This window comes from Gordonia sp. 34D, assembly GCF_056682775.1.
This window is the reverse complement of sequence record NZ_CM155293.1, coordinates 15,371-39,403: the sequence shown is the minus strand read 5'-3', so window position 1 is coordinate 39,403 and position 24,033 is coordinate 15,371. Positions and strand designations below refer to the sequence as shown.

Sequence of the window (24,033 nt, the reverse complement as noted above, 5' to 3'; positions counted from 1 at the left end):
GGCATGAAATACTGGACGGCAGCACTTGACACCGCACGATCGAAGGAGATCCGTCATGAGCAAGCGTGGACGTAAGCGGCGCAGCCGTAAGAAGAACGCAGCCAACCATGGCAAGCGTCCCAACGCCTGAGTTTTCGAACTCGTCAGCGTATAAAAGTGGCCCGGTCCCCCAAGGGGAACCGGGCCACTTTTGCATCTTGGGGCTTACCGCTCGCTCACTCGATGCGATACGTGGTTGTGGTTTGAATCGTCACCGTGCGCAGTTTGATGCGGAGTCGCTCACGCAGGCTGTCGGGCGCGTGCTCGCCGCCGCATTTGCGGCTCACGAGTGCCTTGATCTGCTGTTCAATGCCGTACTGCTCAAGGCACGATGGGCAACCGTTGACATGCCCTTCCAGTCGGGCGCGGGCCCCACTGTCGCATTCGTTGTCGAGAAGCAGCCAAATGTCAGCGAGTACTGCCGAGCAGTCGAGGTTCGCAAATTCGCTGGGGCCGTCGTTCGGGGTGCTCACTTCGTGACCTCCTGTGTGCGCCCGAAGCCACGTTCTCGTGCGACGTCGACAAGTTCATCGCGCAACTGTTTACGCCCGCGGTGCAGCCTCGACATAACGGTGCCAATGGGGGTATCCATGATTGCTGCGATCTCCTTGTACGGAAGTCCTTCGACGTCTGCGTAGTAGACGGCCATCCGGAAATCTTCGGGCAGCTTGCCCAACGCTTCCTTGATTTCGTCGTCGGGGAGCGCGTCGAGGGCTTCGATCTCTGCCGAACGCAGACCCGTCGATGTGTGCTCGGCACTGGCGGCCAATTGCCAGTCGGTGATCTCGTCGGTCGGATACTGAGCAGGCTGTCGCTGCTTCTTCCGATACGAGTTGATGTAGGTGTTGGTCAGGATTCGGTACAGCCAAGCCTTGAGGTTGGTGCCTTCACGGAACGACTTGAACGCCGAGAACGCCTTGATGTAGGTCTCCTGCACCAGGTCTTCGGCGTCTGCCGGATTGCGGGTCATCCGCAGTGCGGCACCGTACATCTGGTCGAGTAGCGGCAGGGCGTCGCGCTCGAAGCGCTCGGTGAGCTGCTCCTGCGTCTCTTCCGGCGCGGTACTGACTTCCGATTCGGCAACCCCGGACGAGGTCACACCTTCAGGAGAAACTGGACTCTCGGCTGACAATGGCTTCCCTTCGATGGAAATATGCTGAACCAAGTCTAGCGAGCCATGTCCCAAGTCCGCGCCTTCCAGCCGACCATGCACCTGTGTGCCGCGAGAAAGTGTTGCTGCAGCCACGTGCCTGTCACCTCCTGAACTCCGATGGTTATCGACCCCCTCAACAAGGCTCGGGGCGACTTTGTTCCAGGGGCCCGGCGCGGCCCCTTCAGCCATGCCAGCATGGAGGCTATGTGCGGACGCTATGCAGTGACTACCGATCCGGCCAAGTTGGCTGCGGAGATTGACGCGGTCAATGAGGTGGCCGACGAGGCAGTGCGCGAGTCGTACAACGTGGCGCCCAGCACCACGGTCATGACGGTGGTCTCTCGGCATGAGCACGGTCATCCCGACGACGACCCCGTGCGCCGGGTGCGGGCCATGCGGTGGGGCTTAGTGCCGTCGTGGACCAAAGAACTGGGCAAAGGTCCCCTGTTGTTCAATGCGCGCGCTGAAACTCTCGCGGAAAAGCCCGCGTTCCGCAGTTCGCTACCGGGTAAGCGCTGCCTGGTGCCCATGGACGGCTGGTACGAGTGGAAACCAGGTCCGCTCGGCGCCAACGGCAAGCCGACCAAAATCCCGTTCTTTATGTCCCCCGCGGACGGCACCCGACTGTTCATGGGTGGCTTGTGGGCAGCGTGGCGACCAGCCGAGGCACGCGCCGCCGGCGACGACAGCCAGTGGGTGTCGAGCACGACGATCATCACCACTGACGCCGTCGGGAAACTGACCGACGTGCACCATCGGATGCCGCTGATCATGCCGTTCGAATACTGGGAGGCCTGGCTCGACCCGGGTCACGCTGCTGATCCAGTTCTCTTGGCGCCGCCCGCGTCGAATCTCGTCGACGCCATTACCATCCGCGAGGTGTCGCCACTCGTGAACCGGGTCTCGAACAACGGTCCCGAACTTCTCGAACCCGTCGACTCCATGCCATAGTCAGTGCTCATGAGCGCTCAACGTCCAGGATTCTTCCAAAAGATCGGCTACCTCCTGGGCCGACCGCTGCCCGAATCCATGAAGGACTGGGTGCTGGCCGACATCACCGGTCCGGGGCACGTGCGTCGCTACTTTGTTCGCGGCCTGGTCCCGGTGATCCCGTTGTTCATCATCTTTCTGCTGATCCCGGCAAGCATTTGGGTTCAGCTGGGGATGATCGTGCTGCTATTGATCCCGTTCGTGTACTTCCAGATCGCGTTGAGCCAGGTGTATCGCCGCCATCTGCTGGTTAACAATGGCCTCGACGCGTCCGTGCTGGATGCACGAAAAGCCAAGCGCGCGGACGCCGTCCGCGACGAGTACCAGAATCGTCACGGACGGTAGACCAACCCGTCAGGCGTACTGGTAGTCCTCCAGCGGGAAACTGCCCTGCTCGCGCAGCGTGGTCAGCGTGGCGCTGGGACGCAGCAGCGTGGCTTCGCCGTGCTGGTTGAAGTAGTAACTGCGCGACGTGCTGCAGTCGCCCGCGTAGAACACCGACGAGTCCAAGTCACCGGTGACCTTGTCGAGGAATTTCGCATTTGCTTCCTCCGACACTTCAAACCGATCGGTGCCACGACGTCGCATTTCACCAAAGAGCCTGCCAATGTGCTTCATCTGACCTTCGATGGTCGTGAAGTACGACAGCCCGCTGTACGAATACGGACTGTTGAGGGTCAAGAAATTCGGGAACTGTGGGACGGTAATCCCCTCGTAGGCTTGGAACCGGCCTTCGCGCCACCATTTGCCGAGGTCTCGACCTTCGCGCCCGGTGATCGTGAAGGCGGGGAAATTCACATCCCACAGGTTGAAGCCGGTCGCCAGAACCAGCGTGTCGATCTCGACCTCGGTGCCTTCGCCGGTCACGATGCCGGTGGGCGTGAAGTGGCCGATGCCACCGGTTTCCAGCTTCACATTGGGCTTGTTGAAGGCTTGGAAATACTTGTTCGAGAAGGTCGGTCGCTTGCAGCCGAAGTCGTAGGTTGGGGTCAGCGCCCGGCGGGTGACAGGGTCCTTGACGGCGCGCTTGAGGTAGGCCTTCGATGCCTCGGCGGCCAGCTTGTTGCCAGCCTTGAGTTGCTTGTAGTGCAAGACGCCGCCGACCATCAGCACCTCGAGCATCGATGTGTTGACGGCGCGCGCAATCTTTTGGGTGAATGGCACCTTTTGGAAAGCCTTTTGGACCGCTGACGGAATCGCGAAGTCGACCTTCGGGACCACCCAGATGGCGGTGCGCTGAAAAACGGTGAGGTCGTCTGCGGTTTCGGCAATCTCCGGGATTAGTTGGACTGCGGTCGCTCCGGTACCGATCACCGCCGCCTTCTTGCCGGTGAAGTCGTAGCCGTCTTCCCACTTGGTGGTGTGGAGGACGTCGCCTTGGAAGTCGTTGAGCCCGGGGAAATCGGGGATGTGCGGCTGCGACAGGAAACCGGTCGCCGTCACGAGATAGCGGGAGGTCCGGGTCTGTCCGTTGTCGAAGCGAACGGTCCAGAAGCTGGCTTCGTCGTTCCATTCGGCACCTTCGACGACAATCCCGAACTCCATGTGACGCCGGAGGTCGTACTTGTCGGCGACGTGCTCGGCGTAGGCCTTCAGTTCGGAACCGGGCGCAAACAGTCGTGACCAGCGGGGGTTGGGCTCAAATGAGTACGAGTAGGTCACCGACGCAATATCGACGGCCAAGCCCGGGTAGTGGTTGACGTGCCAGGTGCCGCCGAGGTCGTCTTCGCGTTCGATGATGGCGATGTTGTTGATCCCGAGTCGCTTGAACTCGATACCCGCGCCGATGCCGCCGAATCCGGCACCGATGATCAGGACCTCGTGGTCTAGCTGCTGTTCGCCCATGGCGGTTCTCCATCCCCACAACCAGCGGTGCCGCTTGCAGATTACTGTTACTTGAAAACACAGTAACCTGATTCACTCCGCAGCAGAAGGGCCCTCGGGCAGCAAAGCCCCCGGATTCAGCATTCCCGCCGGATCGAGGGCGTGGCGAATAGCCCGCATGGTCGCGATGTCGCTGGCGCTGCGGCCCAGGTGCACCCAGTTGCGTTTGGCGCGCCCAATCCCATGTTCGGCACTAATGCTGCCGCCGAGCGCATCAACCAGGCGCAGCACCTGGTCGGTGACCGCTTCACGCTTACCGGTGGGAACGTCGAGCAAGTTCACGTGGACATTGCCGTCCCCGACGTGACCGAACAGAACGGGGCGAGCGGGAATTTGGTGTGCCAGTTCAGTCACATCGACCATCAGGTCGCCGAGGACTCCTAACGGCACCGACACATCGAGTTTGACGATCGGCGTGGTCGTCGAAGCCGCGATCGCCTCGGTGTGCCGTTCCCGAACTTCCCACAGCCGGCGCGCAGGACCCTCCTCGATTACCGCATCCACCACCCCATCGAGGTGGGCGAGCGCGTCGGCGAGTCCCTCGGGGTCTTCGGCGACTTCTACCAAAAGGACGAATCTCGACTTCTCCGCGATCGGGTTCCCGGCGGGAGTGTCCGCCGTCGCCAACTCCACGCCGTCGGCCGTCATTAGTTCCACCGCCTCGAGGGAAGTCCCCTGCCGCTCTATCGAACCGACGATCCGCAGGGCATCGGCAACCGAGTCCACACCAACCAATCCGACCGCCGTGCGGGGCGGCGGCATCACGAGCCGGAGTAACACCCGGGTGATGACCGCGAGTGTCCCCTCGCTGCCGGCGAGGAGCCCGGGGAGGTCGTAGCCGACGTTGTCTTTGCGGAGTGGGCGCCAGCGAACCAGGATCTCCCCGGAGGCCAGCACCGCCTCCATCCCCAGTACCTGCGCTCGCATGTTGCCGTGGCGAATCATCGCGATGCCCCCGGCGTTGGTGGCGACCATTCCGCCGATCGTGGCCGAGTCACGCGCCGCAAGGTCCACACCGAAGGCCAGCCCAGCGGCGGCCGCGGCATGGTGTACCGCCGAAAGCGTGGCCCCCGCACCCACCCCGACGCACAGATTCACCTCGTCGACGGCTCCGACATCGTCGAGCCGCCGCAGCGACATAATCACGGCGGGCCTGCCCTGACCGGCTTCGGGCTGCGACCCACCCACCAATCCGGTGTTGCCGCCCTGCGGCGTCACCGTCGCTCCGAGATCCCCGCACAGCCGGAGGACCGCCGCCACTTGATCGACGTTGGCCGGACGCACCACAATGGCGTCGCCGGTCCGCCAAGATCCCGTCCAGTCAGTTCGGTAGCCCTCCGTCGTCGCCGGATCAACGAGCACATGACTGCGACCGACGATCTCCGACAACCCGCTGACCAGGTCTGCGCTTGCTGACGGCGACGGAGTTGGCATGATGGCCTCCAAAGGGTTGCTAGGCGCCAGATTACGCGGCACGGCAACCCCACCCCGACAGAGAGCTGGTGCGCAATCATGGCCGAGAAGACCCCTGCGACCGAAAACCCGGAAACCCCGGCAACTACCGCACGCAAAATCACTGCGACCGCCTACGGGGAACCGTCGGAGGTGTTGGAAGTGGCCGAAGTGGAGATTCCGCGGGCGCGACGCGGCACCGTGGTCGTGCAGGTGCGCGCGGCGGGGCTCAACCCGTATGACGTGAAAGTGGTCCGCGGGCAGATGGGCACCAAGGAGGAGAATCTGCCGCTGTCGCTGGGCGGGGAGGCCGCAGGTGTAGTGCATGCCGCTGGGGCCGACTCAGGTTTCCGTGTGGGCGACGAGGTGGTTGTCTATCCGGCTTCTGGCGCGCTGGCCGAGTACGTGTCGTCGAGCGCCGACAACGTGCACAGCAAGCCGGCCGGGTTGGGTTTCGATGTGGCGTCATCTGTGCTGCTGGCCGGTGTTGCCGCCATCGATACCCTTGCGACACTCAGCATTTCGGAGGACGACGTGCTACTGGTGCACGGCGGTTCAGGATCGGTCGGATCCATCGTCGTGAGCGAAGCCCTCGCTTCCGGTGCCAAGGTGATCGCCACCGCCTCACCCCGCAATCACGAGCACCTGAGCAGGCTGGGAGCGATCCCGGTCGCGTACGGCGAAGGCTTGGCTGAAGCTATCGACGCGGCGCGCGGCGACCAGGCGGTCACCGCCGTCATCGACACCGTCGGATCCGACGAAGCTATCGACGTCTCACTCCAGTTGGTGAAGCCGCACCGCATCGTCAGCCTGGCAGCCTTCGGTCGATCCGGCGACGGCATCGTGGTGCTCGACGGGAGCAGCGAGCAGAGCAAGCACTTCCGCCGCAGCGCTATCGAGCCCCTCCTGGAGGACGCGGCGGCCAAGCGGATCACCGTCGAGATCGCCCGCCGGTTCGGCTTCGACGACGCCGCCGAAGCCTTCGAAGAACTCGCTGGCTCGCATCCGCGCGGGAAGCTGATCTTCAACCCGCGCGCCTGATGTGCTCCGCTATTTCTTGCTGTTGAAGTAGAGGGTGGCGGCACCGACGACGGCCAGGCCAATCAGGCCAAGCCAGAAGACTGCCTTGAGGAGCGGACCGACGATCGACAGTGCGATGAGCACCGCGACGACGATCAGCAGGATCTTCCAGATGGACGCGCCACCGGATTTGCGGGTGTTGGTTTCATAGTTGGTAGCCATGACTCCACCGTGGTCCCACTCAGCGAGAAAGTCACGCGCTGCAGCTCAAGACGGGGGTAAGTTCAGGGTCCTCCCCTACTCGTCGAATCGTTGGCACCCGACGCGTGCGACCTTGTTCATAATTTGGCGGGGACGGGAATATGACAGCGACCGAGCAGAGTTGGACTTCCCATGGCTATCGATCAGATCCCGAACATCACGTTGAACAATGGCGTCGAGATCCCGCAGCTGGGTTTTGGCGTCTTTCAAATCCCGCCCGCCGACACCAAGGCCGCGGTCCTGACCGCTCTGGAGGCGGGATACCGGCACATTGATACCGCGCAGATGTACGGAAATGAGCGCGAGGTCGGCGAGGCGGTTCGCGAATCCGGGCTCGACCGGACTGAGGTCTTCGTCACCAGCAAGCTGAACAACAACGCGCACGATCCGAAGGACGCCCGCGACGCGACCGCGCGCAGCATCGACGCCCTCGGTATTGGCGCCATGGACCTCTACCTCGTCCACTGGCCGATGCCCGCCGTCGGCGACTTCGTTCGCACATGGCAAACCATGGAGCGCCTCTACGAGGATGCCCATACCCGCGCCATTGGCGTTTCCAACTTTCACCGAGCCCACCTTGAACGCCTGTTCGCCGAGACCGAGATCGTACCCGCCGTCAACCAGATCGAAGTCCACCCCTATCTGACCCAGGTTCCGTTGCGAGATTTCAACCGCAGCAACGGGATTCACACGCAGGCGTGGTCGCCGATTGCGCAGGGCGACGTCCTCGACGATCCGGTTCTGACGGCGATTGCCGCCGAGACCGGACGCACAGTCGCGCAGGTGGTGCTGCGGTGGCACGTCCAACTCGGCAGCATCGTCTTCCCCAAATCGACAACTCCCTCGCGCATCGTCGAGAACCGCCAGATCTTCGATTTCGAACTCACCGCAGACCAGGTTGACCGGATCAATGCCCTCAACGCCGACCGTCGGCGCGGCCCCAATCCCGACGAGTTCAACTGGATTCCCGAGTAGGAGTTCTGCAGCACAAATTCGCTCGAGGAATCTGCCGGAGGCAGGCTCGCGCTGATTCGTCGCAGGGCGATCGGGCACCTACCATCGGGGCATGAAGTTCTCCGCTCGCGCCGATGCCGTCACTCCGTTTTATGCCATGGAGTTCGGCAAGAAGGCCGCAGCCCTGGAAGCACGCGGTGTGCACGTGGTGAAGCTCAACATCGGGGAGCCCGACTTCGGTGCGCCGCCGGCGTTTCTGGAGGAAGTTCGGCGGATCAGCGATGGTCGTCCAATGGCCTACACGGGAGCGTTGGGCCTCGACACGCTCCGCAGTCGGATCGCGGAGTTCACCGCAACCAAGTTTGGGGCGCCGATCGCTCCCGAACGGGTGGTCGTGACGACGGGCGCGTCGGCCGCACTCCTGCTGTCGTGCGCTGCATTGATCGATCCGGGCGACGAAGTCCTCGTCTCCGACCCGTCGTATCCGTGCAACCGGCGGTTCGCCGAGAGCTTCGGCGGCAACGTTCGATTGCTGGAGACGACACCGGAGACCCGGTTCCAGCTCACCGCGGACATGGTCGATGGCGCCTGGGGCGAGCGGACGCGCGGAGTCATGGTGGCCACGCCATCGAACCCGACTGGCACCTCGCTGCCCTACGACGAACTGACCGCCCTGTGCTCAACGGTCGCCAACCATGACGGTTGGCGAATCGTCGACGAGATCTACCTCGGCCTGGCCGACGACGGCCCCGACGGCCCGCCGCGCAGCATCTCGGCCGTCGACCCCGGTGCGATCGTGATCAACAGTTTCTCGAAGTACTTTGGGCTCACCGGCTGGCGTCTCGGGTGGGCGGTGGTTCCGGAAGAGATGATTCCGGTGGCCGAGCGGCTCGCGCAAAACTACTACATCTGCCCACCCACACCATCGCAGATGGCCGCCCTGACCTGCTTTGATCCGGAGACCCTTGCCGTCGCCGAAGATCGTCGCGCACAGATGCGCAGTCGCCGGAAACTGGTGCTCGACGGCCTCGAACGCATTGGGCTCGACGTTCCGGTGCATCCCGACGGCGCGTTCTACGTCTACCTCGACGTCAGCAAGACGGGCCTGTCGGCGTCCGAGTTCTGCGACCGAGCCCTCGCCGAGGCGCACGTGGCACTCACGCCCGGCAAGGACTTCGGCGACGCCGGAGCCGAACGGTTTGTCCGGCTGAGCTATGCCGCATCCGAAGCAGACCTCGCGCTAGCGATCGAACGGCTGGGCAACCTGCTGAACAGCATCTAAAGCTGGGCAGGATCTGAGCGATCGGCAATCAGGCGGTCGACGAAGGCCGCCTGCGCGGCGTTCAGTTTCACGCGGGCTTCGTCGATCGTGAACCAATCGCCGCGGTCCACTTCCGGAAACTCTTTCACCACACCCGATTTCGGCGGCCACACCAGCTCGAAGGTATTGCTGACGATGCGCGAAACGTCCAGATCGCCTTCGAGCGCAAAGCAGCGCACCCGCTTTCCACTGCGGAGTCGGACGTCACCCAAATCCACGCTTTCGGTTCTGGGAGCCGGGTGGCCCGTCTCCTCCGCGAACTCTCGACGCGCAGCGGTCTCCGGATCTTCGTCACCATCGAGCAACCCCTTGGGGATTGACCACGCACCGTCGTCCTTGCGGGCAAAGAACGGCCCGCCCGGATGCACCAGGAGCACCTGCAGTTCGCCGTCCGCCGTCGTGCGATGCAGCAGAATTCCCGCGCTAGTCTGAGCCTTCGCCATGCCTGTAACGCTAGCCCCACGCCGCCTCACCGCGTCGGGACGTGCGCCAATAGCGGCATGAGAGACTGGATTACATGAGCAATTGGGTCGCGCCGTTCCTTGATCACCCCGTCGATGCCACCGTCGACGTTCCCGGATCCAAGTCCATTACCAACCGCGCCCTCATCCTGGCCACGCTCGCCGACGGCCCCTCCACCATCACCGGCACACTCCGCTCGCGCGACACCGACCTGATGCTCGACGGTCTCGCCGCACTCGGAATCGGTATCGAGTACGGCACCGATCCGTCGACGGTTACCGTCACACCCACTCCGATGCACGCCGCCACCGTCGACTGCGGCCTGGCAGGCACCGTCATGCGCTTCATGCCTGCGGTCGGTGCCCTCGCCACCGGAGACGTCGTCTTCGATGGCGACGAGCAAGCCCGCCACCGCCCGCTCGGCACCGTCCTCGACGCGCTCCGCACGCTCGGCGCAGACATCGATGGCGATGGCCTGCCATTCACCGTGCACGGGACCGGCACCATTGCTGGCGGACCGGTCACGATCGATGCCTCGGCGTCGTCGCAGTTCGTTTCCGGGCTACTGCTGTCGGCACCGCGATTCACCGCAGGTGTCGAGATCACGCACGTCGGCGAATCGATTCCGTCAATGCCGCATGTCGACATGACCATCGAAATGCTCCAAACTGCTGGCGTCACAGTCGAATTCGATACAGGAGCCACGCGCTGGCGAATCGGTCCCGGTGCCATCAAGCCGGTCGACTGGGCCATCGAACCCGATTTGTCGAACGCGGCAGCCTTCCTCGCCGCGGCCCCCGCGACCGGCGGTCGGATCAGCGTTCCCCGCTGGCCGTCGGTCACCACGCAACCCGGAGCCGCCATCGTCGGAATCATGGCGCAGATGGGTGCCACCAGTGAGCTCGCCGAGGACGGTCTGCTCACGATTACCGGTCCGAGCACGTTGAAACCTCTCGACATTGACCTGCACGAGGTCGGTGAGCTGACGCCAACCATTGCCGCGCTCTGCGTGCTCGCCGAAGGCACCTCCACCCTCCGCGGCATCGCCCACCTGCGCGGCCACGAGACCGACCGGTTAACAGCGCTGCGGACCGAGATCAACCGCATTGGCGGACAGTGCCAGGAAACCGACGACGGTCTCATCATCACCGGCGACGGCGGTGTCGGCCTACACGCCGACCTCTGGCACAGCTACGCCGATCACCGGATGGCGACCGCCGGCGCCATCCTCGGGTTGCGCGTGCAAGGCCTGCAGGTCGAGAACATCGGGACCACCGGGAAAACGCTCCCCGACTTTGTGCAAATGTGGGAAGCCTTGGCGGGGATCACGTTGTGAACCGTCGCGCGGGAACGGTCGGCGGCCGCACATACGACGAGTCCGATGTTCGGATCCGGCCCAGCAAGGGCAGTCGACCGCGCACCAAAACCCGGCCGTCGCACGACGACGCGGAAACAGCGATGGTCGTATCGGTGGACCGGGGCCGTTGGGGTTGTGTTCTTGACGGCGACCCAAACCGGCGCGTTGTCACCATGCGGGCCCGCGAACTTGGCCGCACTCCGATTGTCGTTGGCGATCGGGTCGGCGTAGTTGGTGATTTGACCGGCAGGCCCGATACCCTCGCCCGCATCGTGCGCGTCGAAGATCGAAGCACCGTCCTGCGACGCACCGCCGACGACAATGACCCGTACGAGCGAATTGTGGTCGCCAACGCCGATCACCTGCTGATCGTGACAGCGCTCGCCGATCCGCCGCCCCGGACCGGGTTTGTCGAACGCGCGCTCGCCGCCGCCTACGCTGGCGGCCTGAAGCCGATCCTGTGCCTGACCAAGTCCGACCTCGCGACCCCGGAAGAATTTGCCGCACACTTCGCCGACCTCGACCTACCGGTCATCACCGCCGGCCGTGACGACAATCTCGATGAACTGTGGACCGTGCTCGAGGGCCATCTCACCGCGCTCATCGGCCATTCTGGCGTCGGCAAGTCGACATTGGTGAACCGACTGGTCCCGGACGCTTTCCGCGCGACCGGCGTGGTCTCCGGCGTCGGCAAAGGCAGGCACACATCGACGCAATCGGTGGCCTTGCCGTTACCCGGCAGTGAAGAGAGCGACCCGCCGCGAGGATGGGTCGTCGACACGCCAGGCATCCGGTCGTTCGGGCTGGCGCACGTCACCCCCGATCAGATTGTCGACGCCTTCGATGACCTCCAGGCTGCCGTCGAAGACTGCCCCCGCGGCTGTACCCATTTGGGTCCGCCCGCCGATCCCGAGTGCGCCCTCGACGCGCTCACCGGCAGTTCTCATCGTCGTGCCATGGCGGTGCGGGAACTGCTGGTCTCGGTGACCTCGCACGGCACCGAAGACCCGTCCCACGACGCCTTCTAGGTTGTACGCCGGACGGGGCAACTGGAGATGTCGGCGCCGTCGGCATACAGCGGGAGTTCGGCGCAGGTGGTCGCTGGTTCGTCCCGAGCAAATAGTCGTGCCATTCCGCAGCGGGTGCAGCTTCGCCGCAGACGGGGTGTGCACAAAGTGCCAGCCGTGAAAGAACTCTTCTTCGCTGAGCCGCTCCGGCTTCGGGAACCACGTGAAGTGATTCGGTAGGTAACCATCTTCGACGGGCTGCGGCCGCGACTCGGTGACGAGGTAGGCATCGCCGGGAGCCTGTTCCTGTCCCGGTTCCCCGATACCCCAAATGGGGGGCGGGAAAAGCTAGCGCTTGCGAGGGCGACGGCGGCGACGTTCGCGGGCCTGGGCGAGGGCGGTCTTGAGTCCGCCACCAACCTTCGGAAGTCCCTCGAAACGACGCTCGGAAGCGGTTTCGGGGGCGTCATCGCTGGTGTCAATGAGGAACTGATCCGGAAGGGCCAGCTTGTTGATGGTGCGCAACGTCTGCATGTACTGAACAGCGAGCGGACCCGTGTTGTACGGAAGGTCGTATTTCTCGGAGAGCTCGCGAACCGTGACCGCGACTTCCGCCAACCGATTGCTTGGCAGGTCCGGGAACAGGTGATGCTCGATCTGGTAGCAGAGGTTGCCGCTCATAAAGGCCAACGCGGGGCCAGCATCAAAGTTGGCGCTTCCCAGCATCTGTCGCAGGTACCACTGTCCCTGGGTCTCGTTTTCGAGTGTCTCCATCGTGAACTTCTCGGCACCATCGGGGAAATGACCACAGAAAATCACGACGTATGCCCACAGATTCCGGATCACGTTGGCAGTGAGATTGGCTGTCAGCGTGTGCTTAAAATTCGGACCGGTCAGTGCCGGATAGAGGACGTAGTCCTTACCGACTTGCCGCAGGATCTTCCGGCCAAAAAGCTTGATCTCCGGAAGCGCCTGCTCCATCGGCTTCTTGCCGGTCAGGGCGTCCTTAAGCTGCAGATCGTGCAGACCGATCCCCCACTCGAAGCCGGCAGCCAAGATGATGTTGAGAAGCGGCTGAAATAGCTTTCGCGGCTCCCACTGCTCGTCGCGGGTGACGCGAAGCGCTTCGTAACCGACGTCGTGATCCATGCCCAGCACGTTGGTGTACTTGTGATGGATGTAGTTGTGCGAGTGCTTCCAATGCGGAGAGGCGCACACCATGTCCCACTCCCACGTTGTGGAGTGCACTTCGGGATCGTTCATCCAATCCCACTGCCCGTGCATCACATTGTGGCCGAGTTCCATGTTCTCGATGATCTTCGAGACGGCCAAGGCTCCGGCACCGAGCAGCCACAGGGGCCGACGGTTGCTGCCGAGGAGGGCTGCGCGCCCCAACACCTCGAGTCCGCGCTGCGCGTAAATGGTGCGACGCAGATACCGACGATCCTTCGCACCCAGACTCGACTCAATCTGCCTACGCAGGGTATCGAGTTCAACACCGAACGCCTCGACGTCCGCGTCGGTCAGATGCGCATACGCATTAATATCTGAAATCGCCATTGGTCACATTATGCGCTTGTTTTTGCGCGTCGTTCCTTCCTGCGCGCTTTCAAGCCACCAATTGCCGTCTTAAGTCCCTCACGACGGCCCGTTTTCGGGTCAACCGTCGACACCAGCCGCAGTTCGGGCTGCTCCTTGAATCGGCGTTCAGAAGCAGTTTCCGGAGCATCGTCGGGCGTCGCGACCAAGTACTTGTTGGGCAGCGACAGCTTCGCGATGGTCCGCCAAGACTTCGCGTACTGAACCGGGAACGAGCCCGTGGTGTACGGAAGGTCGTACTTGGCGCACAGCGCCTGCACGCGCACGGAAATCTCGGCCATCCGATTACTCGGCAGGTCCGGGAAGAGATGGTGCTCGATTTGGTACGACAGGTTCCCGCTCATGAACCCCAGCGCAGGGCCCGACCGGAAATTCGCACTGCCGAGCATCTGCCGCAGGTACCACTCGCCGCGCGACTCATTCACCATGTCGCGCTTGGTGAACTTTTCGGCACCGTCCGGGAAGTGTCCGCAGAAAATGACCGCGTTGGTCCACACATTGCGGATCACGTTGGCCAAGAGGTTCGCGGTTAACGCCTTCCGCGCTCCGGTGCCCGATCGCGTCACGGCACCAACCATCGCCGGGTACACCACGTAGTCCTTGCCCGCCTGACGGCCAATCTTCATGCCAACATCGCGGAGGTCCTGCTGGAACTGAGCCTTATCTTCCGGCGTGCGGCGCTTGCGGCCAAGCTCCAGGTGCTGAGCTGCGACACCGTACTGGAAGCCGAGTGCAAGCAGCGTGTTGTAGAACAGATTGCCCAGGTTAAACGGCTTCCAGCGCTGATCGCGCGTCACGCGGATGAGGCCGTAGCCCACGTCGTCGTCCATGCCCAAGATGTTGGTGTACTTGTGATGGATGTAGTTGTGGGTGTGCTTCCAGTGCGCGCTGGGACCGGTGTTGTCCCATTCCCACGACGTGGAGTGCACCTCGGGGTCGTTCATCCAATCCCACTGCCCGTGCATCACATTGTGGCCAAGTTCCATGTTCTCGATAATCTTGGCAACGCCGAGGGTGGTGGCACCCGCCCACCAAAGGCTTCGCTTGCGCGACCCAAAGATAAGGGCGCGGCCGGTCACCTCAAGCGCACGCTGGGCGGCGATGGTGTTGCGGATGTAGCGTGCGTCGCGTTCACCGCGGTCGGCTTCAATTTCGGCGCGGATCTGATCCAACTCCGACCCGAGAGCCTCGACATCTTCGTCGGTCAGATGCGCGTATTCGGGGATGTCAGAGATCGCCATACCAAATCCTTCGTTCCTAGGAAACCTAACTTACGCAAGCGTAGGTTACGGTCCCGTAGCTTGTCTACCCCCGGACCACCATGGCCCGTGACACAAACAGCTAAACGTCGAGCGTGCAGTCGCCAGCCGCAGCGCTGACGCAGGTCTGAATACGCTCACCTTCGACGTGCTCAGCACCGGTACGCAAGTCACGGACGGCCCCCTTGTCGAGCATGACCACACAGCTCTGACAGATGCCCATGCGGCAGCCGAACGGCATCAAAACGCCCGCCTGTTCGCCAGCTTCCAGCAAGGTCGTAGCGCCATCGACCTCAATTTGACGATCGGGTGTCCCGAACGTCACGATGCCGCCTTCGGCGCCGGTAGCACCGCGCTCCAACGCGAATCGCTCGATATGCAACTGGTCAGCGGCACCGGCTTCGGCAAACTGCTCACTGAGCATGTCAAGGAATCCGCCGGGACCGCATGCCCACGTCTGCCGCTCCGCCCAGTCCGGGCACAGGGCCCGCAACTTTGCCGGCGTAACCTGGCCGTCGGATCGAGTGAACTGTAAATGGAGGTCGATCAGGCCATCGTCGGCCATACCTCGGAGTTCCTCGCTGAAGAGCAAGTCATCTTCGGTCGGTACCGAGTGAATCACTGTCACGTCGGCGGCCTGACCGCGACGACGCATGGCCCGCAGCATCGAAATGATGGGCGTTAAACCACTGCCAGCCGTCGCAAAAAGCATCTTCGCAGGCAACGGATCGGGAAGCACAAACTCGCCAGCAGGGGCGGCCAGTCGGACGACCGTGCCTGCCGCCAAGCCCTTCACCAGGTGCGACGACAAGAAGCCTTCCGGCATCGCCTTGACAGTGATCGCCACCGTCCCGTCTTCACGGGAAGCCGATGGCACCGAGGTTAGCGAGTACGACCGCCATGCCCAACGGCCATCGACGAGCACCCCGATTCCGATGTATTGGCCGGGGTGATAGTCGAAGGAAAATCCCCAGCCCGGCTTGATAACGATGGTGGCACTGTCGGCCGTCTCTGGCACCACGGAAACAACTTTGCCGCGGAGTTCGCGGGCCGACCACAGCGGATTGGCCAGGTGCAGGTAATCGTCGGGAAGCAGCGGGGTGGTAACTCGGGCGAACGCGGCCCGCAACCATTTGGTCCGCTTACGCCGGGATGCGACGTCAGCCGCGGGTGCTTCGAATCGTTCACGCCAAGCCATCGTGGTCTCCTCCGCCGGTCCCGGGAAATCCCGGAATTACCTAAGTTACGATACCGTAGGTTAGCGCTTTCGGATCACCAGGTCGAACGCACGACGACTCACGATTACGCGAGCAAGGTTCCCGGCTCCGCCTGGTACGGCGTGAAGAACGCATTGGCCGGTGCACCTTCCAGAGTCATAACGAGGGTCGGCACCGCCATCCCATCGATCTGCTCGCGGATGATGTCCGCGTGACCGGCGTGACGCGCATACTCCTCGATCTGATGCCCCATGAAAAACCGATTCTTCATCGGTCGCGGTTCATAGATTCCCGCCCAGGGCGCAGGCGGAGCCATGGCGTCGGCCTCGGGGTCGGCTGCACGCATGTCGAGGAGAAACTGGCTGCGCGCTTCGTCGAATGCCGCCAGCGCGCCAGCGGCCGTCTCCTCATCGGTGAGGGCAAAGCTGGCCATGAACTCGGCATACGTCGCGTCGTCGAGCACGAATTCGTGAGCGACTCCCCGCAGTTGCGCGGATGCGCCGCGCATCCCGCGGGTGATGTGTTTGATGATGCCGCCGATCGACAGGGCACTGCGGCACGGCGTCAGTCGTGCCTGCTGTTCGGTGAGGCCGAAACTTGAGGCGCGGATAGCAGCGAGTTGCTGATCCGCGTAGTTGATCAAGCCGGTCAGTTCATTGTCGCGGGCGGGTGCGTACATCGTTGGCCTCCAAAGTCGGTGTGCCCTAAGACGATACGAAGCGAAGCGGACAAATACTGTCCGCTTCGGCAACTTGCGTTCCGGACCGACACTGGCCGCCACATCACCACCGCCTGACGGACCCTCTCGAACTACAGGAGTTCGAGCAGGAAAGGCAGTTCCTGGGTCGCAAACCAGGCCAGATCATGGTCTTCAACGTCACCGATGGCGAGTTCACTATCTTCGTCACCGAGATCAGCCTCATCAATCACCGCGACCGCAGCCTTCACTGCCGATTCCGCGTCGGCACCATCGACATGGACTGCGACGATGTCGCCGTGTGGAATCGGTCCCTCCACCTTGACGACGGCGTCGTCAAGGTCTGGGCGCGCGGTCGCGGGCGCGTCGGCCACCACAACTACCCGACGCACGGGTAGGTCGGATGTGTCGACCGCGAGCAGTCGCAGCGATGCACGAGCTGCTTCCCGGAGCGCAACTTCGGACAGTTCCTCCTCGTCGCCGGAAATGTACGCCTCGCGCAGCGTTGGTGTCAGCGCGAAACCGGTGCCTCCGACCGGATGGAACGGCTGTCCCGGCTCGGCAACAAAATCTTGGATCATCGTCAGGGTGGCTGGCAGATAGACGCGCATGAAGTCCTTTTTCCCGCTGGCGGTCATTGCTTGTCGGGTTTCTTGTCGGGCTTGTCAGGTTTCTTGTAGGCAACAAGTTGGCCACTCGCGAGGAGTTCGTCGAGTGATTCAGTCACGTAGGCGGCCATGGCAGGTAGGTCGACGACGACGGCACGGTCGGCGATGAACGCAAACTGCACCTGGTTGGCATACTCGTTGACGCTGATGCCGAGGGCTCGTTGGGCTGCCAAGGTCGGAATCGTAAACACTCCGGTGACGGGAACACCACCGACAAACTGGCGTTCAATCCGTTCCGAGCTCGTCGAAATCGGCACGTTGAACGATCGCTGGAACATCCCGGCAAAGGCACGGGTCGAAAAGTCCGCGAATGGGACCAGACCGAACTCGGGCAGCATCGGTCGCAGCCCCCTAGACATGCGAATCGACGACTGCGAGTACCGATCAGCGAGCCCGGCAACCTGCATCAGACGGACTGCCGGTGCATCCTCGCCAACCGGAAGGTCGGTGACAAAGTCGGTGCCGCCAACCACGATCCACCTACCGGAGGACTCTCCATCCACGACCGTCGGCTCACGAGCGCCAAGCGGCAGGGTGGCCCGCATCGTTTCTCCGTGTCCGACGGAATCGTTGACCGACAGTAGCCAACGACGCAGCACTCCGGTCAGGATGGCCAGGACGACATCGTTGAACGAACATTCGAATCTGGTGGCCACCGCATCCAGGTCACGGCGCGACACTGACGCAAAGGCGAAAAGTCGGGACGATGTAGTCACGGCATTGAGCGGGCTGTCGGGTGCCGAGTTCATCATTTGGGTCACGGCGTCGCTCACGAATCGAACCGATCGATCGGCCACCGACCACAGGTCGGCGACCGGGCCGTTGCCGCGAAGCAGGGAGTCGAGCAATTCTCCGGGTCGAGCCATCGCTTCGGCGAGCGCACCGACGGTCAACAATCCGGCACCGGGCGGCCGGTTCGGCATCCATAAATCTTCCGGCAGCGCGGCGGTGCCTGCGACATCGTCACAGATAACTTCGCTGATCTCGGGGTGGTCCGGACCGCCGAGAAGGCAACGGTGCGTACGAGTCAGGATCGCCGATCGACCGTGAGTCAAACCTTCGATCAGGTACATCTCCCAAAGGGGCCGACTGTGGTCGAGTGGGCGAGACATGACACGCGCTATCAGTTCCTGCAATTGTTCACTGGTGCCCGGCTGAGGGAGCGCAGAGAGCCGAATGTGGTAGTTGATGTCGAAGTCGTGGTCGTCTACCCACACCGGGCGTGCCAGCCCGAGAGTGACCTCGGTGACCACCTGTCGGTAGCGCGGCGCCCGCTGCATTCGGTTCTCCACGAGTGACACCAAAGCGTGGTAGTCGAGGGCTGTCTGGTCCCCCTCGGGCAGCTTGTTCGGGTCGACGATCAGCAGCGCACCCAGATGCGCCGTCGTCCCCGACCCGTCAAGAAAGTAAAACATCGCCTCGTCTGGCGACAACCGATTCACCATGATGGCTTCGAGTTTAAGCCGGAAGGATCGGGCGTCAGCACATCACTGGCACTTATGGAGGGTCGGACCCGTCATACGATCGACAACTCGACAATTACCCAGCGCTCCACTGGGCGTCGCGGCCGACCGCGGACGGCGAGCACCACTCGCTGAATCTCGGCGCGGCCAGCTATCGCGCGCACTCTGGCACCGCGAGTGAAGGTGCCGAAGAACTCGACCTGACGGGGGCCGCCAGCTTGCATGTGAACGCGCAACAGACGGGTGGACTCGACATCGTTGGACGCCATGGGTGCAGTTCGACGCCGCAACAGGACAGACAGCTGGGCGTACACGTCGGTGCCGATCCACTGCAGCAGGTGCTCTGCGGGCCGACGGCCGTCGAGCGCTTCGAAGACCTGCTTCAACGCGTGGACCGTGTGTGATCGCGCCAGCGCCGCCGATTCGATCTCGGCCCCGCTGCCAGGTATCACAAAGTTATCGACCCTGTGGTTTTCGACTTCACCGGCGTCGTTTCCGACCGTGTGCTCCCCGAGCGTCTTGACCGTCATATGAATCAGACGCACGGGAAGCAAGTTCGGTTCCACGACTCGCCGACGAATCGGCGATTATTTTTCCAGCTGTTAGCGCTTCTTTTTGCGTGCTGCCGCACGACGCTCGGCGCGAGTGCCACCCATGACCGCCGACGGAGTGCCCGAAGCGAGCTCCTCAATGGCCGAGATGACTTCTGCCGCACCAGATTCCGAGGGTCCACTGTAGGTGACAGCGGCGTCGTCAGTGTCTGCGGCGGGAGCAGCGCCACCACCGAAGGCCGCACCGGCCAGCATGTCGCTGACCGACGTGCCCAGCGCCGGTGCCGGTGCCTGGGTCTCCACCTGTGCGTTGAAGATGTAGGTGACGGCTTCTTCCTTCATCCCTTCGAGCATGCCCATGAACATGTCGTAGCCCTCGCGCTGGTACTCGACCACCGGGTCACGCTGAGCCACCGAACGCAGATGGATGCCTTCGCGGAGGTAGTCCATCTCGTACAGGTGATCGCGCCACTTGCGGTCCATGACCGTCAGCAAGATCGACCGCTCCAGCTGACGCATCGCACCGTCGCCAGCGATCTCGGTCAGCTCGGCTTCGCGCTGCTCATAAGCGTTGAGGGCGTCGGCAACCACCTTCTTGCGCAGCCCGCTGCGGGAAATATCGTCACGATCTCCGTACTCGTTCTCGCCGACAGCTTCCTTCTTGTCGAGGCCGACCGGGTACAGCTTGCCAAGTGCGTCCCACAGTTCATCCAGGTCCCAGTCCTCGGCGTAACCGAGTTCGGTGGCACCGTCGACGTACGCGGACACCACGTCGCTGATCATGTTGCGAACCTGCTCTTGGTGGTTTTCACCACTGAGAATCTCGCGGCGCTCACGATAAACGACCTTGCGCTGCTCGTTCATGACCTCGTCGTATTTGAGGACATTCTTGCGGATCTCGAAGTTCTGCTCTTCCACCTGGGTCTGAGCGCTGCGAATCGCCCGCGTAACGAGCTTCGCGTCAATCGGCACATCATCGGGCAGGTTGAGGCGCACCATGATCGTCTCGAGCGCCGCACCATTGAATCGCCGCATTAGTTCATCGCCGAGCGACAGGTAGAAGCGGGATTCACCCGGGTCACCCTGGCGACCGGAACGGCCACGCAGCTGGTTGTCGATTCGTCGCGACTCGTGACGTTCGGTGCCAAGCACGTACAGGCCACCGGCCTCGCGGACCTCGTCAGCTTCGGAGGCGGCATCTTCGCGAGCCACCAGGATGGCTTCATCCCACGCGGCTTCGTACTCTTCGGGCGAGTTGACCGGGTCCAGGCCTGCCTTGCGGACGCGGGTGTCAGCGATCACGTCGGGGTTACCGCCGAGCACAACGTCCGTACCGCGGCCAGCCATGTTCGTGGCGACCGTGACGGCACCGAGGCGACCGGCTTCGGCAACAATCTGCGCTTCCTGCTCGTGGAACTTGGCGTTCAGCACGGTGTGCTTGATTTCGCGTTCGGTGAGCAGGTTCGACAGGTACTCGGATCGTTCGACGCTGGTGGTACCGATAAGCACCGGTTGGCCAGTCTCGTGACGCTCGACGATATCGTCGACGACCGCGTTGAACTTGGCCTCTTCGGTCTTGTAAATCAGGTCGCCCTTGTCCTTACGGATCAACGGGTTATTGGTCGGGATCTGCACCACACCGAGCTTGTAGATCTCCTGGAACTCGGCAGCTTCGGTCTCGGCGGTACCGGTCATGCCCGACAGTCGCTCGTAGAGACGGAAGTAGTTCTGCAGGGTGATCGTGGCGAGAGTCTGGTTCTCAGCCTTGATCTCGACACCCTCTTTGGCTTCGATCGCCTGGTGCAGGCCTTCGTTGAAGCGGCGACCGTCGAGCACACGTCCGGTGAACTCGTCGACGATCATGACCTCGCCCTTGCGGACGATGTAGTCCTTGTCCTTGTGGAAGAGTTCCTTGACCTTGATCGCATTGTTCAAGTAGCCAACCAACTGCGAGTTCGACGGCTCGTAGAGGTTGTCGATACCCAGGCGGTCCTCGACAAAGGCGACGCCGGCTTCGTGCACGCCGACCGTCTTCTTTTTGATGTCAACTTCGTAGTGGGTGTCCTTTTCGAGCAGCGGCGCGATGCGCGCAAACTCGGAATACCACTTGCTTGAACCGTCGGCCGGACCCGAAATGATCAGCGGCGTACGGGCCTCGTCGATAAGGATCGAGTCGACCTCATCGACGACGGCGAAGGCATGCTCGCGCTGCACGAGGTCTTCGAGGGTGTGCGCCATGTTGTCGCGCAGGTAGTCGAAGCCGAATTCGTTGTTGGTGCCGTAGGTGATGTCCGCGGCGTAGGCTTCGCGACGCTGGTCCGGTGTCATTCCGGTCAGAATGACGGCGGTCTCCAAGCCGAGGAAGCGGTGAACGCGTCCCATCCACTCGGAGTCACGCTTGGCGAGGTAGTCGTTCACGGTGACGACGTGCACGCCCCTGCCACTCAAGGCATTCAGATATGCGGGGAGCACACAGGTCAGGGTCTTACCCTCACCGGTCTTCATCTCGGCGATATTGCCGAAGTGCAGTGCCGCGCCACCCATGATCTGGACGTGGAAGTGCTTTTGATCGAGGACGCGCCACGCGGCCTCGCGCGCGACGGCAAATGCCTCGAGCAGCAGCGAGTCGAGCGTCTCGCCGCCTTCGAATCGCTCGCGGAACTCGGCAGTCTTTGCCCGCAGTTCGTCGTCGGAGAGCGCCTCCATTTCACCGGAGAGCGCTTCGACGCTCGTCGCGATGGCATCCAGGCGCTTGACCATGCGACCTTCGCCCAGTCTGAGCAGCTTGTTGAGCACCAGTAATCCTCTAGGTTCACGTGTCTATTCGCCCCGCCGTCCGCATCGATTGCTCGATCGGTCAGCAAGACCCCGGTCCATGGTACGGGTCGGCGGGGCAAAAGGCGGTGGCCGCCACCCGATCAGGTGGCGGCCACATCGTTCATTGGGTCGATCAGGCGAGCCGGATCAAGCCGTAGTCGAAGGCGTGCCTGCGGTACACCACCGACGGTTTGTCGGTCTCTTCATCGTGGAACAGGTAGAAGTCGTGTCCGACCAGTTCCATTTCGTAGAGTGCTTCGTCGACGGACATCGGCGCGGACGGGTGGTCCTTGACACGAACCACCTGGCCGGGTTGATGGTCTTCGACGCTGTCCTCGAACGGGTCGGCCGGGGCTACCGGCGTTTCCGGTAACAGGTGCGGCGCGTCTGCTGCGGCCTCTGCGAGCGAGGTGGGACGGTGCATCCCGTCTTTGCGGACACGTTTGCGGTTCTTGGCCCGACGCAGTTGCGTATGGAGCTTGTCGAAGGCCAATTCGCTCGCGGCGTAGAAGTTTTCGCCTGCCGCCTGGGCCCGGATCACGGGTCCGCGGCCGACACCGGTGATTTCCACGATCTCTGCGCTCTTGGCCTGTCGCGGATTCGGTTCGTGGTACAGCGTCACTTCGAAACGGAAAATCGATTCGTCGAAATGCTCGAACCGAGCGAGCTTGTTGCTCGTGTAGGTGCGGAAGTGTGTCGGAATCTCAACGTTTCGACCACTCATGGTGAGGTCTGCCTTCAGCTCGCGGGCGTCTTCAGCCTCGACGCTCGGCGGCAATTGGAAAGCGGCTTCGAGATCTAGACGTTCCGGGGGTGTGGCTTTCGATTCGCGTTGACCCTTGCGATGAACGACCGTCATATCGGCATCCTCCTAGGTTGCTCCCATCCGAACGCGCAGTCCGGATCAGGGTTACCAATTCGCTTGTCGCACAATCACTCTCGGTGGTGATCTGATGCGAGGACAGTGGTCCGCCCTATCTAAAACGGACATTCACACCGAACGCAGGCGAGCACATCTGCGCGGCGAAAAAGGCTGGTCACCTCCCGGCACTCGATGTTCGTCACTGCCACTTCCGAAGGTATCCGCAATTTCGTCTTCCGGCCACGTTTTGTCCAATCAAGCGTCCGCTAGGACCACAACGGCGGTGACTTTGGTCCCGGATTGGGCGAGGGCGGCGACGGCGTGGGCTGCGGTGGCCCCGGTTGTGAGGACATCGTCGACGAGGACCACCGGCCCGTCGATGCTCGGCAATCGGCCCTTGACGCTGACCGCGCCGGCCAGGTTGGCATTGCGCGCTCCCGCGGTGAGGGCTGCCGAATCGCGGGTAAAGGCCGCGGTCGACAGGATCGGTGCGACATGAACAGCTGGTCCGAGGGCGGCGGCGGCCTCCCGGGCCACGGCGGTCACGGTATCGCCGCCACGCACACGTGCGGCGAACACTCGGGTCGGCGCGGGCACCAGCGTTAGGGTGCGGCCAGCGGGGAGGTCGCCCCAAGAGGCCAGGGCGACGAGGGCACCGGCGAGCGCGCGGCCCAGGATCGGCGCGAGGTCGGCGCGGCGGTGCTCTTTCAAGTTGACGATCGCTGACGCCACCGGGCCGCCGTAGCGTGCCAGGGCCCAGGCTGGGGCGCCGGGGTCGATGCGCGGCACGAGGAGTCTCGGTACGTCAATGAGGCGGGTCGCGCACGTCTCACACCACGGGGTGTCGGGTCGACCGCAGCCGCCGCATTCCTGAGGCACCACGAGATCGGCGAGCGCCGCCAGCACGTTCCGGGCGCTCAACCGGTGGTCGGGCCGCGACTCCCCCGCCATGATGACGATTGTCCAAGGCATGGCGTCGCCTGTCACAGCCGTCATCCAC

General features: G+C 62.9%; 24 protein-coding genes. 8 read left to right on the top strand and 16 right to left on the bottom strand.

The annotated features are described in order from the left end of the window. Positions 1 to 55: 55 nt before the first annotated feature. Positions 56 to 130 carry a 50S ribosomal protein bL37 gene (locus tag AC1L34_RS00195; RefSeq protein WP_372434446.1) on the top strand — a complete coding sequence of 25 codons (75 nt, stop codon included), beginning with the start codon at positions 56 to 58 and terminating at the stop codon, positions 128 to 130. Positions 131 to 215: 85 nt separating this feature from the next. Here the strand turns inward: AC1L34_RS00195 and rsrA are convergent, their stop codons facing one another. Further along, positions 216 to 512 carry a mycothiol system anti-sigma-R factor gene (rsrA, locus tag AC1L34_RS00190; RefSeq protein WP_424293477.1) on the bottom strand — a complete coding sequence of 99 codons (297 nt, stop codon included), beginning with the start codon at positions 510 to 512 and terminating at the stop codon, positions 216 to 218. Next, the gene (locus AC1L34_RS00185) at positions 509 to 1,240 is read right to left on the bottom strand and encodes a sigma-70 family RNA polymerase sigma factor (protein ID WP_424293499.1); all 732 of its coding nucleotides are present in this window, start codon (positions 1,238 to 1,240) and stop codon (positions 509 to 511) included. Before AC1L34_RS00185 ends, rsrA begins: the two co-directional genes overlap by 4 nt. A gap of 156 nt (positions 1,241 to 1,396) precedes the next feature. Between AC1L34_RS00185 and AC1L34_RS00180 the strand changes: the two genes are divergently transcribed. Together AC1L34_RS00180 and AC1L34_RS00175 are read left to right on the top strand one after the other, a co-directional pair. Continuing rightward, positions 1,397 to 2,143: an SOS response-associated peptidase gene (locus AC1L34_RS00180; RefSeq protein ID WP_424293478.1), complete on the top strand. Its 747-nt coding sequence runs from the start codon at positions 1,397 to 1,399 to the stop codon at positions 2,141 to 2,143. 9 nt (positions 2,144 to 2,152) lie between these two features. After that, on the top strand, positions 2,153 to 2,527 hold the full coding sequence (locus tag AC1L34_RS00175) for a DUF5313 family protein (protein ID WP_424293479.1): 375 nt from the start codon (positions 2,153 to 2,155) through the stop codon (positions 2,525 to 2,527). Between the two features lie 9 nt (positions 2,528 to 2,536). Here AC1L34_RS00175 and AC1L34_RS00170 read toward each other — a convergent pair whose 3' ends face one another. Next, on the bottom strand, positions 2,537 to 4,027 hold the full coding sequence (locus AC1L34_RS00170; protein WP_424293480.1) for a flavin-containing monooxygenase: 1,491 nt from the start codon (positions 4,025 to 4,027) through the stop codon (positions 2,537 to 2,539). 72 nt (positions 4,028 to 4,099) lie between these two features. Next, positions 4,100 to 5,500 carry an FAD-binding oxidoreductase gene (locus tag AC1L34_RS00165; RefSeq protein ID WP_424293481.1) on the bottom strand — a complete coding sequence of 467 codons (1,401 nt, stop codon included), beginning with the start codon at positions 5,498 to 5,500 and terminating at the stop codon, positions 4,100 to 4,102. Positions 5,501 to 5,578: 78 nt separating this feature from the next. On the opposite strand from AC1L34_RS00165, the gene AC1L34_RS00160 reads away from it, so the two are divergent. Continuing rightward, positions 5,579 to 6,559: an NADP-dependent oxidoreductase gene (locus tag AC1L34_RS00160; protein ID WP_424293482.1), complete on the top strand. Its 981-nt coding sequence runs from the start codon at positions 5,579 to 5,581 to the stop codon at positions 6,557 to 6,559. 9 nt (positions 6,560 to 6,568) lie between these two features. On the opposite strand, the gene AC1L34_RS00155 is transcribed toward AC1L34_RS00160, so the two are convergent. Continuing rightward, positions 6,569 to 6,760, bottom strand: a complete 192-nt coding sequence (locus AC1L34_RS00155) for a hypothetical protein (protein WP_424293484.1) — start codon at positions 6,758 to 6,760, stop codon at positions 6,569 to 6,571. A gap of 171 nt (positions 6,761 to 6,931) precedes the next feature. Here AC1L34_RS00155 and AC1L34_RS00150 point away from each other — a divergent pair, with 171 nt between their 5' ends. Continuing rightward, a complete protein-coding gene (locus AC1L34_RS00150) occupies positions 6,932 to 7,774 on the top strand; it encodes an aldo/keto reductase (RefSeq protein WP_424293485.1) in 843 nt (280 codons plus the stop codon). 91 nt (positions 7,775 to 7,865) lie between these two features. Further along, positions 7,866 to 9,035, top strand: a complete 1,170-nt coding sequence (locus AC1L34_RS00145) for an aminotransferase class I/II-fold pyridoxal phosphate-dependent enzyme (RefSeq protein ID WP_424293486.1) — start codon at positions 7,866 to 7,868, stop codon at positions 9,033 to 9,035. Here AC1L34_RS00145 and AC1L34_RS00140 read toward each other — a convergent pair. Then, complete coding sequence (locus tag AC1L34_RS00140) at positions 9,032 to 9,517, bottom strand: NUDIX hydrolase (RefSeq protein ID WP_424293487.1); 486 nt, start codon at positions 9,515 to 9,517, stop codon at positions 9,032 to 9,034. The two genes, AC1L34_RS00145 and AC1L34_RS00140, sit on opposite strands and share 4 nt — an antisense overlap. 74 nt (positions 9,518 to 9,591) lie before the next feature. Between AC1L34_RS00140 and aroA the strand changes: the two genes are divergently transcribed. Together aroA and rsgA are read left to right on the top strand one after the other, a co-directional pair. Continuing rightward, complete coding sequence (gene aroA, locus AC1L34_RS00135) at positions 9,592 to 10,872, top strand: 3-phosphoshikimate 1-carboxyvinyltransferase (protein ID WP_424293488.1); 1,281 nt, start codon at positions 9,592 to 9,594, stop codon at positions 10,870 to 10,872. Continuing rightward, positions 10,869 to 11,921, top strand: coding sequence for a ribosome small subunit-dependent GTPase A (rsgA, locus tag AC1L34_RS00130; protein ID WP_424293489.1), 1,053 nt, complete (start codon positions 10,869 to 10,871; stop codon positions 11,919 to 11,921). Before aroA ends, rsgA begins: the two co-directional genes overlap by 4 nt. Before the next feature lie 327 nt (positions 11,922 to 12,248). On the opposite strand, the gene AC1L34_RS00125 is transcribed toward rsgA, so the two are convergent. From AC1L34_RS00125 to AC1L34_RS00080, 10 genes are all read right to left on the bottom strand, one after another. After that, positions 12,249 to 13,460: a fatty acid desaturase family protein gene (locus AC1L34_RS00125; RefSeq protein ID WP_424293490.1), complete on the bottom strand. Its 1,212-nt coding sequence runs from the start codon at positions 13,458 to 13,460 to the stop codon at positions 12,249 to 12,251. A gap of 8 nt (positions 13,461 to 13,468) precedes the next feature. Then, entirely contained in the window at positions 13,469 to 14,740 is a 1,272-nt protein-coding gene (locus tag AC1L34_RS00120; protein WP_424293491.1) for a fatty acid desaturase family protein, read from the bottom strand. Positions 14,741 to 14,840: 100 nt separating this feature from the next. Beyond that, positions 14,841 to 15,956, bottom strand: coding sequence for a ferredoxin reductase (locus AC1L34_RS00115; RefSeq protein WP_424293492.1), 1,116 nt, complete (start codon positions 15,954 to 15,956; stop codon positions 14,841 to 14,843). A 104-nt stretch (positions 15,957 to 16,060) separates the two neighbouring features. After that, positions 16,061 to 16,654 carry a mycothiol transferase gene (locus AC1L34_RS00110; RefSeq protein WP_424293493.1) on the bottom strand — a complete coding sequence of 198 codons (594 nt, stop codon included), beginning with the start codon at positions 16,652 to 16,654 and terminating at the stop codon, positions 16,061 to 16,063. Positions 16,655 to 16,785: 131 nt separating this feature from the next. Further along, complete coding sequence (locus tag AC1L34_RS00105) at positions 16,786 to 17,283, bottom strand: DUF6912 family protein (protein ID WP_424293500.1); 498 nt, start codon at positions 17,281 to 17,283, stop codon at positions 16,786 to 16,788. 23 nt (positions 17,284 to 17,306) lie between these two features. Further along, positions 17,307 to 18,785 carry a wax ester/triacylglycerol synthase domain-containing protein gene (locus tag AC1L34_RS00100; protein WP_480035009.1) on the bottom strand — a complete coding sequence of 493 codons (1,479 nt, stop codon included), beginning with the start codon at positions 18,783 to 18,785 and terminating at the stop codon, positions 17,307 to 17,309. A gap of 71 nt (positions 18,786 to 18,856) precedes the next feature. Further along, positions 18,857 to 19,333 carry an Rv3235 family protein gene (locus tag AC1L34_RS00095; RefSeq protein WP_480035008.1) on the bottom strand — a complete coding sequence of 159 codons (477 nt, stop codon included), beginning with the start codon at positions 19,331 to 19,333 and terminating at the stop codon, positions 18,857 to 18,859. A gap of 72 nt (positions 19,334 to 19,405) precedes the next feature. After that, the gene (gene secA, locus AC1L34_RS00090) at positions 19,406 to 22,150 is read right to left on the bottom strand and encodes a preprotein translocase subunit SecA (RefSeq protein WP_424293496.1); all 2,745 of its coding nucleotides are present in this window, start codon (positions 22,148 to 22,150) and stop codon (positions 19,406 to 19,408) included. A gap of 154 nt (positions 22,151 to 22,304) precedes the next feature. Further along, positions 22,305 to 23,030: a ribosome hibernation-promoting factor, HPF/YfiA family gene (gene hpf, locus AC1L34_RS00085; protein WP_480035007.1), complete on the bottom strand. Its 726-nt coding sequence runs from the start codon at positions 23,028 to 23,030 to the stop codon at positions 22,305 to 22,307. A 258-nt stretch (positions 23,031 to 23,288) separates the two neighbouring features. After that, a complete protein-coding gene (locus AC1L34_RS00080) occupies positions 23,289 to 23,984 on the bottom strand; it encodes a ComF family protein (protein ID WP_424322221.1) in 696 nt (231 codons plus the stop codon). Positions 23,985 to 24,033: the final 49 nt, after the last annotated feature.